Source organism: Roseovarius sp. MMSF_3298 (assembly GCF_030733705.1).
Classification (GTDB): Bacteria; Pseudomonadota; Alphaproteobacteria; order Rhodobacterales; family Rhodobacteraceae; genus Roseovarius; species Roseovarius confluentis.
Map to the genome: position 1 here is coordinate 74,103 of NZ_JASHIN010000002.1, position 13,628 is coordinate 87,730.

Genomic DNA, 13,628 nt, shown 5'->3' on the forward strand with positions numbered 1-13,628 from the left:
CGGCGCAGACGACAGTGTCCAGCCCGCGCGCGAAATTCCGGTTTCGCACGGCTGGCGGTGTGGGTATACGGGCGCGGGGTTCAACCACCGCCTGAGAGGTTTTCATGGCAAATGTCGTCGTTGTAGGCGCCCAGTGGGGTGACGAGGGTAAAGGCAAAATCGTTGATTGGCTCAGCGAGCGCGCGGACGTGATCGCGCGGTTCCAGGGCGGGCACAACGCGGGCCATACGCTGGTGATAGACGGCAAGGTCTACAAGCTGAACGCATTGCCGTCCGGCGTGGTGCGTGGTGGCAAGCTGAGCGTGATTGGCAATGGCGTGGTGCTGGATCCGTGGCATCTGGTCAACGAAATCGCCTCGATCCGCGAGCAGGGGGTCGAGATCAGCCCCGAAACACTGATGATCGCCGAGAACACGCCACTGATCCTGCCGATTCACGGCGAGCTTGACCGTGCCCGCGAAGAAGCGGCGAGCAAGGGCACCAAGATCGGCACCACCGGACGCGGAATCGGCCCGGCCTACGAAGACAAGGTCGGCCGCCGTTCGGTCCGCGTGGCGGACCTGGCCGACGACGCCACGCTGGAGGCGCGTGTGGACCGCGCTTTGCAGCACCACGATCCTTTGCGCAAAGGGTTGGGCATTGAGCCGGTGGATCGCGACAAGCTGGTGGCGCAGCTGAAATCCATCGCGCAGGAGCTTCTGCCCTATGCCGCGCCGGTCTGGAAAGTGCTGAACGATCAGCGCAAGGCGGGCAAGCGCATCTTGTTCGAGGGCGCGCAAGGGGCGCTGCTGGATATCGATTTCGGCACCTATCCGTTCGTGACGTCCTCGAATGTCATCGCCGGGCAGGCCGCTACGGGCGTCGGCATGGGGCCGGGCGCGATCGATTACGTGTTGGGGATCGTCAAGGCCTACACGACCCGCGTGGGCGAAGGTCCGTTTCCGAGCGAGTTGCAGGATGACGATGGTCAGCGATTGGGGGAACGGGGTCGCGAGTTCGGCACCGTGACGGGTCGCCAGCGGCGCTGCGGCTGGTTCGATGCGGCGCTGGTGCGCCAGACCTGTGCAACCTCTGGCGTGACCGGGATTTCGCTGACCAAGCTGGATGTGCTTGACGGGTTCGACACGCTGAAGATCTGCGTGGGGTACGAACTGGACGGAAAGCAGCTGGATTATCTGCCCACGGCGACTGATCAGCAATGGCGCTGCAAGCCCATCTACGAGGAAATGCAGGGCTGGTCGGAGACCACGGAAGGCGCGCGCAGCTGGGCCGATCTGCCCGCCAATGCCATCAAGTACGTGCGCCGGGTCGAGGAGTTGATCCAGTGTCCCGTCGCTCTACTGTCAACATCGCCGGAGCGGGAAGACACGATCCTCGTGACCGACCCCTTCGCCGACTGAGACCTACAGACCGTTAGAGAACCGCATGGCCCTGAGTTACAAAGCCCGCCGCCGCTGGTCGCTGGTGATCCTGCTGATCGCCCTGCCGCTTTACATCGTGGTGGCGGTCAACCTGACGGATTGGCTGCGGGTCCGGTATGATGTGGGCTTCCTGACCGAGCTGGTCGTGTTCATCGTGCTGGGTGTCGCCTGGATCCTGCCGCTGAAGCCCGTGTTTCGCGGGGTTGGGCAGCCGGACCCGGACGCACGGGACTAGGCTAAAGCAGGTGCCCTGACTTCGCGGCCTTGGTGGCAAGATAGGCGCTGTTGTGCGCCCCTTCGCCGACCTTGAGCGGCACGCGTTCCACCACGTCGATGCCGCAGCTTTTCATCATGTCGATCTTGGCGGGGTTGTTGGTCAGCAGACGCACCGCGCCGAAGCCCATGTTGCGCAGGATGTCGGCGCCGATGCGGAAATCACGCTCGTCATCCTCGAAGCCGAGCCGGTGATTGGCCTCGACCGTATCAAAGCCCTGATCCTGCAAGGCGTAGGCGCGCATCTTGTTGGCAAGGCCGATGCCGCGCCCTTCTTGGTTAAGATAGAGCAGCACGCCCGCGCCCTCGGTCCCCATTTGCGCCAGAGCCGCCCGAAGCTGGGGACCGCAATCGCATTTCAGGCTGCCCAGAAGGTCACCGGTGAAACAGGCGGAATGCAGACGCGACAAGACCGGTTCGTGCCGTGCGGGGCTGCCGATTTCTATGGCGTAATGTTCTTCGCCGCCGTCCTCTGGTCGCCAGATGTGCAGGCGTCCGGCCTCGGACACTTCGAGGGGCAGTCGGGCGCTGACCACCTTGTGCATGGGGCTGGCTTCTTTCAGATGCGCGGTGATGTCGGCCACGTTGAGCAATGTCAATGCAGTGTCCAGCGTATCGGGCGGGATCGCCATGACAATCGCGGCAGGCAAAAGGCGCGCGGACTTGACCAGCAACAGAGCCGCGCGATGGGTGTCGGCCTTGCCCTCGCGCGCCGAGGTGAGCGGGCCCTTCATCGGGCTCCGAAGGTCGTCTGCGGGGTCTGCCACGGCCTGCACCCATGACAGGGGGGCCTCTTTTGGAACGACGACACGCGCGAGATCGCCGTCATAAGCGCGGGCCTTCAGCGTTGCGGCGCGGCGCGCCGAGATGGTGAGATGCAGTTCCAGACCTGCCGACTGCAACGCGTCGAGACGGGCCGGATCGCAGGTTTCCGCCGCCGCGACAATGGCAAGCGCGTTGCCATCGCGCAAGACCACCGGCACACCCATGCGAAGATCTGCGCGAGCCCGCGCGAGGAGTTCCGTCTTGTCGGGGCCAAGCTGCATCACGCGCCCTTCCTGTTCAGTGAAGTTACTTCGAGCGACTCGATTACAGGCTTTTGTAACCGAATGAAACATTTCACGCTCTGCCATAACTAGCCCGTGATTGACCTGTCACAGATCTTGTCCGGCGCGGCGTGGTGGCACAAGTAGTCTGCAAGCAACGAGGAACAACACGATGGCTCAGCTGAAGAAAATTCTGCTTGTGGACGATGACGAGGACCTGCGCGAGGCCTTGAGTGAGCAACTGGTGATGACCGAGGATTTTGACGTCCTCGAGGCCGGAAACGGGTCGGAGGCCATGGCGCATGCAAAGGACGGGATCTATGACATGGTGATCCTTGACGTGGGCCTGCCCGATACGGACGGGCGTGAGCTTTGCCGGTTGATGCGCAAGCAGGGCGTGAAAGCGCCGATCGTGATGCTGACGGGCCATGACGGGGATGCCGACACGATCCTGGGGCTTGATGCCGGGGCGAACGACTATATCACCAAGCCGTTCAAGTTTCCCGTTCTGTTGGCGCGTATCCGCGCCCAGCTTCGCCAGCACGAACAGTCCGAAGACGCGATTTTCCAGCTTGGACCCTACACGTTCAAGCCAGCCATGAAGATGCTGATCACCGATGAGGACCGGAAGATCCGTCTGACGGAAAAGGAGACCAATATCCTGAAATTCCTGTATCGTTCGCCCGAGGGCGTGGTCGCTCGCGACGTGCTTCTGCACGAGGTTTGGGGCTACAACGCCGGGGTAACGACGCATACTTTGGAAACCCATATCTACCGCCTGCGTCAAAAAATTGAACCAGATCCTGCCAACGCGCGTTTGCTGGTGACAGAGTCGGGAGGCTATCGCCTCCTCGCCTGATCCGGGGCAAGGCGTGCGTCCCGCGCCGCCCGGTATTATGACGACCAACCCGCCGCATACGGGCCTAAATCTATGCACCTCCCTGTTGGACTGACCCCGGCTTGGCCGGGGTCTTTTTTTGTCTGCGTCCATGAGGGTCAGGTTTTGCTGACCTTGTGAACCGGCCGCGACTGCATAGCCTTGGAAGCGGGAGGACCAGGGATGCGGTTCATAATCAAGACCCTCGTGAGCCTATTGGTTCTGGTTTCCGCCGTGCTGATCGCGGCGCGGCTGGCGGCGCATATGCGCGAGACCGAACCGCTGGAGGCCGTGGTTCCACAAGAGGGGCGGCTGATCGAAACAGCGTTGGGTGGCGTCTTCGTGCTTGAAGAGGGGGACGGGGATGCGCCTGTTGTGCTTTTCGCCCATGGCACGGCGGCCTGGTCTGGCCTGTGGCAGCCGGTGCTGAAAGAGATCGGTGCGGATGGGTGGCGAGCGGTGGCGTTCGACATGCCGCCTTTCGGCTTTTCCGAGCGGGCCAGGGATGGCGACTACAGCCGGACGCGGCAGGCGGAGCGGATCCTGGCGCTGGTCGAGGCGCTGGGAACCCGGCCGATACTGGTGGCGCATTCCATCGGTGCGGGGCCGGGAGTGGAGGCTGTCATGCAACGGCCCGATGCCTTTGCCGGGCTTGTTGTGGTGGATGGGGCGCTTGGCCTGAACAGCCATGAGAGCAGGAAGGACCTGCCGTTTCCACTGCGGTTCGGGCCGCTGCGCGAGGCGGTGACGGCGCTGACCATGAACAATCCGTTGTTGACGGGCACTTTCCTGCGCCAGTTGATACACGTGGATGAGGCGGCGACGGACGAGGTTCTGACCGTTCTGAAAGCGCCATTCGTCCGGCAGGGCACAACGGCAAGCTATGCCGACTGGGTGCCCAGCCTGCTAGTTTCGCCGCAGGATGCGCTGAGCACGCGTCCCGCGAACTACGCCGCGTTGTCCCTGCCCTTGGTCTATATATGGGGCGAAGAGGACACCGTGACGCCGCTGGCTCAGGGCGAGGCGTTGGCCCGGTCGACGCCCGGCGCACGTCTGCTGATGATCCCGGACAGCGGTCATATCCCACAGATCGAGACGCCCGACACCTTCCTGCTTGTGCTACGCGATGCGCTGGGTTTTATATCCCCGGGACCCGATACGCCGAACTGACAGGAGCCTCATGTCCTTCACGCTTGCCACCTGGAACATCAACTCGGTCCGCCTGCGCGAGCCGATCGTGCTGAAGCTTTTGCAGGAGGAGGCTCCGGATATCCTGTGCCTGCAGGAGTGCAAGTCGCCGGTCGAGAAGATCCCGTTGGAGGGGTTCGCGGCGCTGGGCTACACCCACGTGATCGCGCGGGGGCAGAAGGGATATAACGGCGTGGCGATCCTGTCGAAGCTGCCGATCAGGGACGTGGGCGACATGGATTTCGCGGCGCTTGGTCATGCGCGGCACGTGGCGGGCGAGCTGGAGAACGGTGCGGTGATCCATAACTTCTATGTTCCCGCGGGCGGTGATGTGCCGGACCGCGAGGTGAACGTGAAATTCGGGCAGAAGCTGGATTACCTGGCAGAGATGCGCGATTGGTTCCGCGAGGACAAGCCCGGGAAATCCATTCTTGTCGGTGACCTGAACATTGCCCCGCGCGAGGACGACGTCTGGAGCCACAAGCAGCTTCTGAAAGTGGTCAGCCACACGCCTGTCGAAGTGGAACATCTGGGCGATGCACAGGAGGCCGGAAACTGGACCGATGTCACCCGTGCCGACATTCCGGAGGGGCAGCTTTACAGTTGGTGGTCCTACCGGGCCAAGGACTGGGATGCGGCGGACAAGGGGCGGCGGCTGGATCACATCTGGGCCAGTGACGACATCAAGTCGGCGGCGCATTCCAGCCGGATCCTGAGGGCTGCGAGAGGCTGGGAGAAGCCGTCGGACCATGCGCCGGTCTTCGCGACCTTCGACCTTTAGTCAGGCAAGAAATCGCGGATTCTTTGGGCCAGAATTCCTCGAAAGCCCTGGTGCCTGCGTGATGGTAAGAGATGCGATCCTGCCGGAAGCTTGTGCGTTTCCAAGGCGTTGCATGTCCGGGTATGGAAAACCGGACCTATGATTTCCCCTCGTTCCACCAAACATGAGATATTGGGGGAGCGGATAAGGAAATCTCATGCGCAAATTGTCCAGACGCGCGGTGTTGTTCGGGGGCGGGGCCCTTGTGGGCGGCGTCCTGACGTCCCGCCTGAGCGCGGACCTGCCGGGCTATGAAGGTGTGTCGTGGACGAGGCCCGAAGGTGCGGCGGGCACGCTGAACGACGCGAGCGGGCTGAGCGAGACGCCAGTGCACAAGCACCTCGTGATCGAGAAGGGGCGGGGCGATGCACTGGTCAGGGCGATCCGCGCCGAGATCAAGGAGGCGCGAGCCGCGGGCCGACCGGTCAACGTGGGGGCTGCGCGGCATTCCATGGGCGGGCAGTCCATACCGCGCGACGGGCATGCGGTGACCTATCAAGGCGGCTTTGTGGAGCCTGACACCGAGGCTGGCACCTACCGTGTGCAGGCCGGCACACGCTGGTCGGAGGTGATCGCGGCGCTGGACCCGATCGGGTATGGTCCCAAGGTGATGCAATCGAACAATGATTTCGGCGTCGCCGCCACCTTCTGCGTCAACGCGCATGGCTGGCCGGTCAAGCTGGGGCCGATGGGGGCCACTGTGCGCAGCTTTGACATGGTGCTGTCCGATGGGGAGTTGCTGACCTGTTCGCGGGAGAAGAACGTCGACCTTTTCGGGCAGACGATGGGCGGCTATGGCCTGACCGGGGCGATCACCGAGATGGTGGTGGAGATGGCGCCGAACCGGCGGCTGGTGCCGCAGTTCGAGGAGATGCGGGCCGAGGAGTTCGGGACGCGGTTCACCGAGGCGTTGACCGATCAGACCGTCAACATGGCCTATGGACGGCTGAACGTGGAGCGGGCGTCGTTCTTCGGCAAGGCGCTGATGATCACCTATCGGCCCGCCGAAGATCAGGAGGGACTGGAGCCTGCGGGTGGGTCGAACATGGCGGCGCATGTCGCGGCGCGGGTCTATCGCTGGCAGTTGGGGAACGAGCCGTTCAAGTCGCTGCGTTGGTGGTTCGAAACCGAACTGGGCCCGGCGCTGGGCGGCGGGGCGGTGACGCGCAATGCGTTGATGAACGAGCCGGTGATCACGCTGGATGACCGCGACCCGAACCGGACGGATATCCTGCATGAGTACTTCGTGGCGCCCGAGCGGTTTGCCGAGTTCGTGGCGCTCTGCCGCGAGGTGATCCCGGCGTCCTACCAGGAGTTTCTGAACGTTACGCTGCGCTTTGTCGACCGGGACCCGGTGAGCGTGCTGGCCTATGCGAGCGTGCCGCGGATCGCCGCCGTCATGTCCTTCAGCCAAGAGATGACGGAGCGGGCCGAGGCGGACATGGCGCGGATGACCCGTGCTCTGATCGACGGGGTGACGGGGATCGGCGGGAGTTATTACCTGCCGTATCGGCCCCATGCCACGCCCGCGCAGATGGTGCGGGCCTATCCGCGGGCGGCGGCGTTCGCGGCCGCGAAGCGTGCGCTGGACCCGGACCTGACATTCCGCAACAACCTTTGGGACACGTATCTGGATAAGCTATGACATTGCTTCGTAAAATCTGTTTCTTCTACACGGCGGCGCTGCTGGCAGCGGCCTCGATCAATTACATTCCCGGGCTGACCGATGAGAACGGGTTGGCCTTCGGTATCTTCGCGCTCGATCCGTTCGACGATGCGCTGCATTTGGTTTCGGCGCTCTGGGCGCTGGCGGCGGGGATGATCAGCCACCGGTCGGCGAAAATTTTCCTGATTATTTTCGGCGCGCTGTACCTGGCCGACGGGATCTTCGGGATTTTCACAGCCTATGGCTTCCTCGATTTCGGAATCCTTACCAACCCGTCCGAGGGCGTTTCACTGTCCGTGCCGCGCATCCTTGCGAACCTGCCGCATATCGGGCTGGGGGGCTTTGCGCTATTTGCCGGAACTGTTCTGGACCGAGGGGACCGCGCCTGATGCGGCGCTTTTTGAAATGGCTGCTGCGGCTGGGGCTGGTCGCGGTCGTGCTGACCGCGGGGCTGCTGTCGCCTGTGGCCTACAACGAACTGGTCTGTATCCCGCAGGCCAAGCCCGAAACCTATGAGCCGATCCTGCCGCCCGAGCATCGGCGCGACGAGTCGCGGACGCTGATGACCTATCCGGAATGGCATATCGTGCATGCCTACGACGATTATGCGCAGGTGATCAGCGCGGGTGATCCGCATGAATTCGGGTACATGCAAGCGATCGGTGGCTTCTGGTCGAGCCTGTGTGCGCTAAGCCATGAGAGTGCGGAGCACGGCGGGTTCACCAGTGAGAGCAAGCAGACGATCTATGTGATCGGGGTAAGTTTCACCGCCGAGCTGCTGGCCAAGGCGTCGTATGAGGAAACATTGGGGCGGCTGGCCGCGTGGTGGCGTGGGCCGGAACGCGCGCCGCTGGATGATCTGTCAGGGGATCAAGCGCGGGCCTATGCACAGTTCCTGCAACAGGTGCCGTGGTACAAATGGGATTTCGACGGCGACCGAGAGGACCTTGCTACCAACGCCACCGACAGCCTGCGCGACCGCGAGCGGCGGTTTGCGCTTGGGGTCGAGTACGGCGCGAAGGCGGCGTATGCGCGGGTGATCGAGGATGCGGTGGCGCAGGTGGGGGCGGACGAATTGACCCTGCGGATGATCGTGGCCGGTATATCCGAGGACGCGTTGCGGACCATGGGCACGGTCGAGGTGATCGGGCCGGTGAAAGGCGGGCTCGAGATCGAGACGCCGCGCTATCGCGAACTGACGCATATCCTGCAGCAGATGGCCGAAGCCGGCGCGGAATTCGTGGAGATCGCGGGCAACGACGAGATCATGTTCACCGCGCTGTCGCAGGCCGAGGAGGTGGGCGGGGCGATCCATTCCTTTGCGCGGCAGGGCTATGGGGATTCGCGCCACCTGATAATGGTTAACGTGACCGACCTGGCCGAAAAGTTGCGGCAGATGCAGGCCGCGACGGGCGTGGATCGTTTGCGGCTGGAACATATCCATGACTATTAAGCGCTGGGCGTTGGCGTTGGTCTGCGTGGTGGCGGGTTGGGTCGGGACGTTGATGCTGGTGATGGTGGCGACGGATGCGGCGCCGGGCGCTATCGTGCTGTTTCCAAATGATGATTTCGTAGCCAGCCTGCCCGATGGCGCGGCGGTGGTCGGCGGCGGCGGGGCCTGGGTGGCGGTGCGGGGCGACATGCCGGGGCTTGGATTGGCGCTTTACCGGGCCGGGGGGCGAGTGGTTTTGCCCGCCGGATTGCCGGGGTGTCTGCCGCTGCCCGAGGGGCCGCGTTAACCGATTCGACGGCCTGGAATGCGACGTCGGTATTGCGTCGGTATTTGGGTGGTATTGCATCGGTGGCATTTCTCGTCCCGGACCAAGCCCCGGTTCATGAACCCGTCGCGCGCACAGGTAACGTCGGCAACGGTGCCGCCCCTTGCAACATGGGACCGCGTGCGCCATTTAGACGGCAACTTACATGCCCACGCGATGCGGAGGAACCGATGCTTGAACTTGGCGGCCAGACCCAACCCCAAACCGACCTGATCAAGGACGTCACCGAGGCGGACTTCATGACCGAGGTCGTCGAGGCCTCGCAGAGTGTGCCGGTGATCGTCGATTTCTGGGCGCCGTGGTGTGGGCCGTGCAAGACGCTTGGCCCGCAACTGGAGGCGGCCGTCACCAAGGCGAACGGTGCCGTGAAAATGGCCAAGGTCAACGTGGACGAGAACCAGATGATCGCGCAGCAGTTGCGGGTGCAGTCGATCCCGATGGTCTATGCCTTCTGGCAGGGCCAGCCGATCGACGGATTCCAGGGCGCGGTGCCAGGATCGGAGATCGACGCCTTCGTGAGCCGCGTGGTGCAGGCCGCCGGTGGCGAGGCGGGCGACTCGGGCCTGGAAGAGGCGATTGCGGCGGCGCAGGAGATGCTGGAGCAGGGCGCGGCGACGGATGCGGCGCAGACCTTTGCCGCGATCCTGCAGGAGGACGACAAGAACGCCACCGCCTATGCCGGGCTGGTGTCGAGCCATATCGCGATGGATGATCTGGACCAGGCCGAGGCGATCCTGAACGGCGCGCCGGCGGAGATTTCCAAGGCGCCGGAACTGGAAGCGGCGGCGGCGCAGCTGGCGCTGGCGCGGCAGGCCGCCGATGCGGGGCCGGTGAGCGAATTGCGCGCAAAGGTCGAGGCCGACCCGGACGACCACCAGGCGCGGTTCGACCTAGCGCAGGCGCTGCACGCGTCGGGCCAGACGCAGGAGGCGGTGGACGAGTTGCTGGAGCTTTTCCGGCGCGACCGGGAGTGGAATGACGCGGCCGCGAAGACGCAGCTGTTCACCATCTTCGACGCGCTGAAACCGGGCGATCCGGTGGCCCAGGCGGGGCGGCGCAAATTGAGCTCGATGATATTTGCCTGACGCGTCGCGCGGGCTACGTCCCTGAACATGATATTACAGGGTGATCTGCCGGAGGTAATCCCGGTCTTTCCGTTGCCGGGTGCGCTGCTTTTGCCGCGCTCGCGACTGCCGTTGCACCTCTTCGAGCCGCGCTATCTTGCGATGCTCGACGATGCGCTGAAAGCGCCGCATCGCCTGATCGGTATGGTGCAGCCGGACCCCGGCGCGCTTGCGGGCGAGCACGGGCTGCACCGGATCGGCTGTGCGGGCAAGGTGACGCAATTCTCGGAAACCGAGGACGGGCGCTACATGATCACGCTGTCGGGTGTTTCGCGCTTTCGCGTGTCGTCGGAGGTGGAGGGGTTCACCCCTTATCGCCGGGCGCAGGTCACTTGGGACGGGTTCGAGCAGGACCTGGAGCCCGGCGACAGCGACCCAGGCTTCAACCGGGAGTCCTTCATGGACCTTCTGTCGCGCTATTTCGATGCGCGGGAGCTGTCGACCGACTGGGAGTCGCTGAAGGAAGCCGAGGATGAGTTGCTGATCAACTCGCTGTCGATGCTGTTGGGGTTCGAGCCCGAGGACAAGCAGGCGCTACTGGAGGCGCCGAGCCTGTCGACGCGGCGCGAGACCTTGGTGACGCTGATCGAATACGATCTGCGCGGCGGCGACGAAAAGGAGATGATGCAATGAGTGACGCGGACATCACGGCACCTGAGTTCGACCGGCACATGCTGGAGGCGCTGATCTGCCCGCAGACGCATTCGGTGCTGGAATACGATGCAGAGGCGCATGAACTGGTCAGCCGCAACGCGGGGCTGGCCTTTCCGATCCGGTCGGGCATTCCGATCCTGTTGATCGACGAGGCGCGCAGGTTGGACTAAGGCGCTTCGCCTTTAACCTGAGGTATCAGATGAAGGCGAAACGCGCGCAACGATCGAGTGTCGCGCGGCGTGTCACGGGTAATCTGCACATCAAGGTTGTCGCGAAACGCTTTGGCGGAGTGCGCGCGAGGCGCGCACGCTTGATGTCTCGGCGTCGGCCGGGGGCCGCCGCCTCGGGGCGAGCGACGACGTGACGCTTTGCCCATGTCGCTGCGTGGGTGGCGCCGTCGGAGCCTCCGGCGGGGATGTTTTGGGCCAGGGGAAGACGGGGTTGGCGCGGTTCGGCGTCACTTTCTCTTGTGCGCGCGGGTGGCCATCACGTCGCGGCCAAGGGTTAGGGTGTAGGCCTCGAGCCGGTGCAGGGCGGTGTCGGCGGCGGTGGCATCCTCGCGCTCGAGCGCGTCTGCGAGTGCGGTGTGCAGGCTGACGATTTCCTCGCGCGAGCGGGCGGTGAAGGTGATCATGTTCATCAGGGGCTGCATCGCCTCGACCGCGCCGGCCAATTGGTAGCTGAGCACGGGATTTCCCGCCGCGTCGACGAGGGCGCGGTGCAGGGCCACGTCGGAGGCGCAGAAGGCTTCATCCGAGAGGTCGGGTTGCGACTGGCGCGCGATCTCGGCGCGCATTGTGGCAAGGCTGTCGTCGGTGCGGCGCCGGGCGGCGAGGGGGGCGCAGGCGCGTTCGAGGGTGTAGCGCGCCTCGCAGGCGGTCTCGAAACTGACGGCGTTCATCGACAAGAGCAGCGTGGAGGTCGTGATCTGCTGGCTGTAGGCGTCGGTGTAGCTGAGCCGGTTGACGAAGGCGCCGCCGAAGGCCCCGCGCTGGGTGCGGATGAGGGATTGGGCGGCCAGCCGTTTGAGCGCCTCGCGCACGGTGGAGCGGGAGACGCCGAATTGCTCGGACAGCTCGGCCTCGGAGGGCAGGCGTTCATCGACGATCATCCGGCCCTCGACGATGGCAGTGCGGACCGCCTCTGCGATCTGGGCAGAGAGGTCCTGGCGGGGTTCGGCAGAGCTGGCGGTTTTCATTTGTCAGACCTTTAATTGTCTGACATTCATAAGGGCAATCGTGACTCGAACCAAGGGTGTTCTTCGGCATGTCGGCTCTTTCCTTGCGATCCTTTGCCTGGCTGGCGTTTTTCGCGGCGATCCTGGCGGCGTGGGTGGTGATGTACCTGATGGCGACGGGGATGGACCTGGACCTCATCGGCCGGCCCGGGCCGATGGGGGAGAAGATGCGGGCCATGCAACCCGGCATGGAGATGGGCATGGGCGGCGGTATGGCGATGGACCGGTTCGGGCCGCTGTTCGCCATGTGGGCGATCATGATGGCGGCGATGATGCTGCCGACCATGGTGCCGACGTTGCGCTGTTACGATGACCTCATTCGCAGCGCCGATGGCACGACCGCCGGGTGGCTGGGCGTGCTGGCGGGGTATTCCATCGCCTGGCTCGGGTTCGCGGCGGTGATCGCGGGGGTGCAGGTGGCGCTGCTTTATGGCGGTGTGATCGATATGCTGGGGATCGCGAAGTCATCCGTGATTGCCGGGGGGCTGTTGATCGTCGTGGGGGCGTTCCAGTTCACCCGCGCCAAGGAAGTCTGTCACGGGGTGTGCCACAGTCCGATGACCTATTTCCTGGGGCATTGGCGCACCGGCTTTGGCGGCGGCGTGCGCATGGGGCTTGGGTTGGGCGCGTTCTGCGTGGGCTGTTGCTGGGGCTTCATGACGCTGGGCTTCGTGGGCGGCGTGATGAGCCTGCTTTGGATGGGCCTTGCCACGCTATTCATGGTATTGGAGAAACTGCCGCAGGTCGGGCACCGGGTGATCCGGCCGATGGGTGTGGCGCTGATCGCGGGCGGGGTGGCGGTTCTGGCCGCGCCGCTGGTAACAGGAGGATAGAGCATGGCTTTGACACGCCGGAAAGACGCCGACAAGCTGCCGGTGTCGCAGCGCATCGACAACCGGATGGCCAACCCCAAGCGGCGCAAGATGACGCCGACCGACTGGGCCATCAAGGGCGAGCTGTTCCTGAACTGCTCTTGCACCGTGTTCTGTCCCTGCGTCGTGAGCCTTGGGGCGCACCCGCCCACCGAAGGGCATTGTCATGCATGGATGGCGATTGCGATCGACGAGGGCCATTATGAGGGCGAGGACCTGTCGGGTCTGAATGTCGGCCTTCTGGTGGATATCCCCGGGCGCATGGGCGAGGGCAACTGGAAGGTGGCGGCCTATGTGGACGAGCGCGCCAGCGGCAAGGCCTATAACGGGATCCTGCAGATTTTCAGTGGCGCGGCGGGGGGCACGACGGGCCTCTTCACAATGCTGGTGAGCGAGATCATCGGGGCGGAGCGCGAGAAGGTCGAGATCGTGCGCGACGGCAAGAAGCGCGGGCTTTACATCGGGCGCAAGATCCAGGGCGAGATCGAGATGATCGACGGGGCGAGCCCGGATCATCCTGTGATGGTGACGAACTCGAAATACTGGATGGGGCCGGACATCATCGCCGCGAAGGGCACGAAAAGCCGGGTGCGGGATTATGGCCGGGTCTGGGATTTCGGCGGCATGTCGGCGGAGGTGTGTCCGATCGACTGGAAAGGTCCGAAGTAGGGG

16 protein-coding genes are annotated in these 13,628 nt (G+C 64.1%); 14 read left to right on the forward strand and 2 right to left on the reverse strand.

All coding sequences use genetic code 11. From position 1 onward, the window contains the following. The first annotated feature begins 104 nt into the window (after positions 1-104). Both RBB18_RS02380 and RBB18_RS02385 read left to right on the forward strand, forming a co-directional pair. Positions 105-1,400, forward strand: a complete 1,296-nt coding sequence (locus RBB18_RS02380; RefSeq protein WP_103761600.1) for an adenylosuccinate synthase — start codon at positions 105-107, stop codon at positions 1,398-1,400. Positions 1,401-1,425: 25 nt separating this feature from the next. Further along, the gene (locus RBB18_RS02385; RefSeq protein WP_103761599.1) at positions 1,426-1,656 is read left to right on the forward strand and encodes a DUF2842 domain-containing protein; all 231 of its coding nucleotides are present in this window, start codon (positions 1,426-1,428) and stop codon (positions 1,654-1,656) included. Position 1,657: 1 nt separating this feature from the next. Here the strand turns inward: RBB18_RS02385 and ribA are convergent, their stop codons facing one another. Next, the gene (gene ribA / locus RBB18_RS02390) at positions 1,658-2,740 is read right to left on the reverse strand and encodes a GTP cyclohydrolase II (protein ID WP_306112316.1); all 1,083 of its coding nucleotides are present in this window, start codon (positions 2,738-2,740) and stop codon (positions 1,658-1,660) included. A gap of 172 nt (positions 2,741-2,912) precedes the next feature. On the opposite strand from ribA, the gene RBB18_RS02395 reads away from it, so the two are divergent. From RBB18_RS02395 to RBB18_RS02440, 10 genes are all read left to right on the forward strand, one after another. Then, positions 2,913-3,599, forward strand: a complete 687-nt coding sequence (locus RBB18_RS02395; protein ID WP_103761597.1) for a response regulator transcription factor — start codon at positions 2,913-2,915, stop codon at positions 3,597-3,599. A 201-nt stretch (positions 3,600-3,800) separates the two neighbouring features. Further along, positions 3,801-4,787, forward strand: a complete 987-nt coding sequence (locus tag RBB18_RS02400) for an alpha/beta fold hydrolase (protein WP_306112311.1) — start codon at positions 3,801-3,803, stop codon at positions 4,785-4,787. Positions 4,788-4,797: 10 nt separating this feature from the next. Then, positions 4,798-5,586 carry an exodeoxyribonuclease III gene (locus RBB18_RS02405; RefSeq protein WP_306112312.1) on the forward strand — a complete coding sequence of 263 codons (789 nt, stop codon included), beginning with the start codon at positions 4,798-4,800 and terminating at the stop codon, positions 5,584-5,586. Positions 5,587-5,782: 196 nt separating this feature from the next. Next, entirely contained in the window at positions 5,783-7,270 is a 1,488-nt protein-coding gene (locus tag RBB18_RS02410) for an FAD-binding oxidoreductase (protein WP_306112313.1), read from the forward strand. Then, positions 7,267-7,680 carry a DUF4383 domain-containing protein gene (locus tag RBB18_RS02415; protein WP_306112314.1) on the forward strand — a complete coding sequence of 138 codons (414 nt, stop codon included), beginning with the start codon at positions 7,267-7,269 and terminating at the stop codon, positions 7,678-7,680. Before RBB18_RS02410 ends, RBB18_RS02415 begins: the two co-directional genes overlap by 4 nt. After that, positions 7,680-8,744, forward strand: a complete 1,065-nt coding sequence (locus RBB18_RS02420) for a hypothetical protein (protein ID WP_306112315.1) — start codon at positions 7,680-7,682, stop codon at positions 8,742-8,744. The genes RBB18_RS02415 and RBB18_RS02420 overlap by 1 nt, the downstream gene beginning before the upstream one ends. Further along, complete coding sequence (locus RBB18_RS02425; protein ID WP_146049953.1) at positions 8,734-9,030, forward strand: hypothetical protein; 297 nt, start codon at positions 8,734-8,736, stop codon at positions 9,028-9,030. Before RBB18_RS02420 ends, RBB18_RS02425 begins: the two co-directional genes overlap by 11 nt. A gap of 209 nt (positions 9,031-9,239) precedes the next feature. Continuing rightward, positions 9,240-10,154, forward strand: coding sequence for a co-chaperone YbbN (locus RBB18_RS02430; protein ID WP_274592104.1), 915 nt, complete (start codon positions 9,240-9,242; stop codon positions 10,152-10,154). Positions 10,155-10,181: 27 nt separating this feature from the next. Further along, positions 10,182-10,826: an LON peptidase substrate-binding domain-containing protein gene (locus RBB18_RS02435; protein WP_306111697.1), complete on the forward strand. Its 645-nt coding sequence runs from the start codon at positions 10,182-10,184 to the stop codon at positions 10,824-10,826. Beyond that, entirely contained in the window at positions 10,823-11,017 is a 195-nt protein-coding gene (locus tag RBB18_RS02440; protein WP_274592103.1) for a Trm112 family protein, read from the forward strand. The genes RBB18_RS02435 and RBB18_RS02440 overlap by 4 nt, the downstream gene beginning before the upstream one ends. Positions 11,018-11,304: 287 nt before the next feature. Here the strand turns inward: RBB18_RS02440 and RBB18_RS02445 are convergent, their stop codons facing one another. After that, positions 11,305-12,045 carry a FadR/GntR family transcriptional regulator gene (locus tag RBB18_RS02445; RefSeq protein WP_306111698.1) on the reverse strand — a complete coding sequence of 247 codons (741 nt, stop codon included), beginning with the start codon at positions 12,043-12,045 and terminating at the stop codon, positions 11,305-11,307. A gap of 68 nt (positions 12,046-12,113) precedes the next feature. Between RBB18_RS02445 and RBB18_RS02450 the strand changes: the two genes are divergently transcribed. Both RBB18_RS02450 and RBB18_RS02455 read left to right on the forward strand, forming a co-directional pair. Beyond that, the gene (locus RBB18_RS02450; protein ID WP_306111699.1) at positions 12,114-12,917 is read left to right on the forward strand and encodes a DUF2182 domain-containing protein; all 804 of its coding nucleotides are present in this window, start codon (positions 12,114-12,116) and stop codon (positions 12,915-12,917) included. A gap of 3 nt (positions 12,918-12,920) precedes the next feature. Next, entirely contained in the window at positions 12,921-13,625 is a 705-nt protein-coding gene (locus RBB18_RS02455) for a DUF1326 domain-containing protein (RefSeq protein ID WP_103761586.1), read from the forward strand. Positions 13,626-13,628 lie beyond the last annotated feature (3 nt).

What these genes read in the sequence shown, in the direction of transcription:
- RBB18_RS02420 (WP_306112315.1), top strand. Translation starts at nt 7,680, where the DNA reads ATGCGGCGCTTTTTGAAATGGCTGCTGCGGCTGGGGCTGGTCGCGGTC.
- RBB18_RS02425 (WP_146049953.1), top strand. Translation starts at nt 8,734, where the DNA reads ATGACTATTAAGCGCTGGGCGTTGGCGTTGGTCTGCGTGGTGGCGGGT.
- RBB18_RS02430 (WP_274592104.1), top strand. Translation starts at nt 9,240, where the DNA reads ATGCTTGAACTTGGCGGCCAGACCCAACCCCAAACCGACCTGATCAAG.
- RBB18_RS02455 (WP_103761586.1), top strand. Translation starts at nt 12,921, where the DNA reads ATGGCTTTGACACGCCGGAAAGACGCCGACAAGCTGCCGGTGTCGCAG.
- RBB18_RS02445 (WP_306111698.1), bottom strand. Translation starts at nt 12,045, where the DNA reads ATGAAAACCGCCAGCTCTGCCGAACCCCGCCAGGACCTCTCTGCCCAG.
- RBB18_RS02415 (WP_306112314.1), top strand. Translation starts at nt 7,267, where the DNA reads ATGACATTGCTTCGTAAAATCTGTTTCTTCTACACGGCGGCGCTGCTG.
- RBB18_RS02380 (WP_103761600.1), top strand. Translation starts at nt 105, where the DNA reads ATGGCAAATGTCGTCGTTGTAGGCGCCCAGTGGGGTGACGAGGGTAAA.
- RBB18_RS02450 (WP_306111699.1), top strand. Translation starts at nt 12,114, where the DNA reads ATGTCGGCTCTTTCCTTGCGATCCTTTGCCTGGCTGGCGTTTTTCGCG.
- RBB18_RS02405 (WP_306112312.1), top strand. Translation starts at nt 4,798, where the DNA reads ATGTCCTTCACGCTTGCCACCTGGAACATCAACTCGGTCCGCCTGCGC.
- RBB18_RS02440 (WP_274592103.1), top strand. Translation starts at nt 10,823, where the DNA reads ATGAGTGACGCGGACATCACGGCACCTGAGTTCGACCGGCACATGCTG.
- RBB18_RS02385 (WP_103761599.1), top strand. Translation starts at nt 1,426, where the DNA reads ATGGCCCTGAGTTACAAAGCCCGCCGCCGCTGGTCGCTGGTGATCCTG.
- RBB18_RS02435 (WP_306111697.1), top strand. Translation starts at nt 10,182, where the DNA reads ATGATATTACAGGGTGATCTGCCGGAGGTAATCCCGGTCTTTCCGTTG.
- RBB18_RS02410 (WP_306112313.1), top strand. Translation starts at nt 5,783, where the DNA reads ATGCGCAAATTGTCCAGACGCGCGGTGTTGTTCGGGGGCGGGGCCCTT.
- RBB18_RS02395 (WP_103761597.1), top strand. Translation starts at nt 2,913, where the DNA reads ATGGCTCAGCTGAAGAAAATTCTGCTTGTGGACGATGACGAGGACCTG.
- RBB18_RS02400 (WP_306112311.1), top strand. Translation starts at nt 3,801, where the DNA reads ATGCGGTTCATAATCAAGACCCTCGTGAGCCTATTGGTTCTGGTTTCC.
- ribA (WP_306112316.1), bottom strand. Translation starts at nt 2,740, where the DNA reads ATGCAGCTTGGCCCCGACAAGACGGAACTCCTCGCGCGGGCTCGCGCA.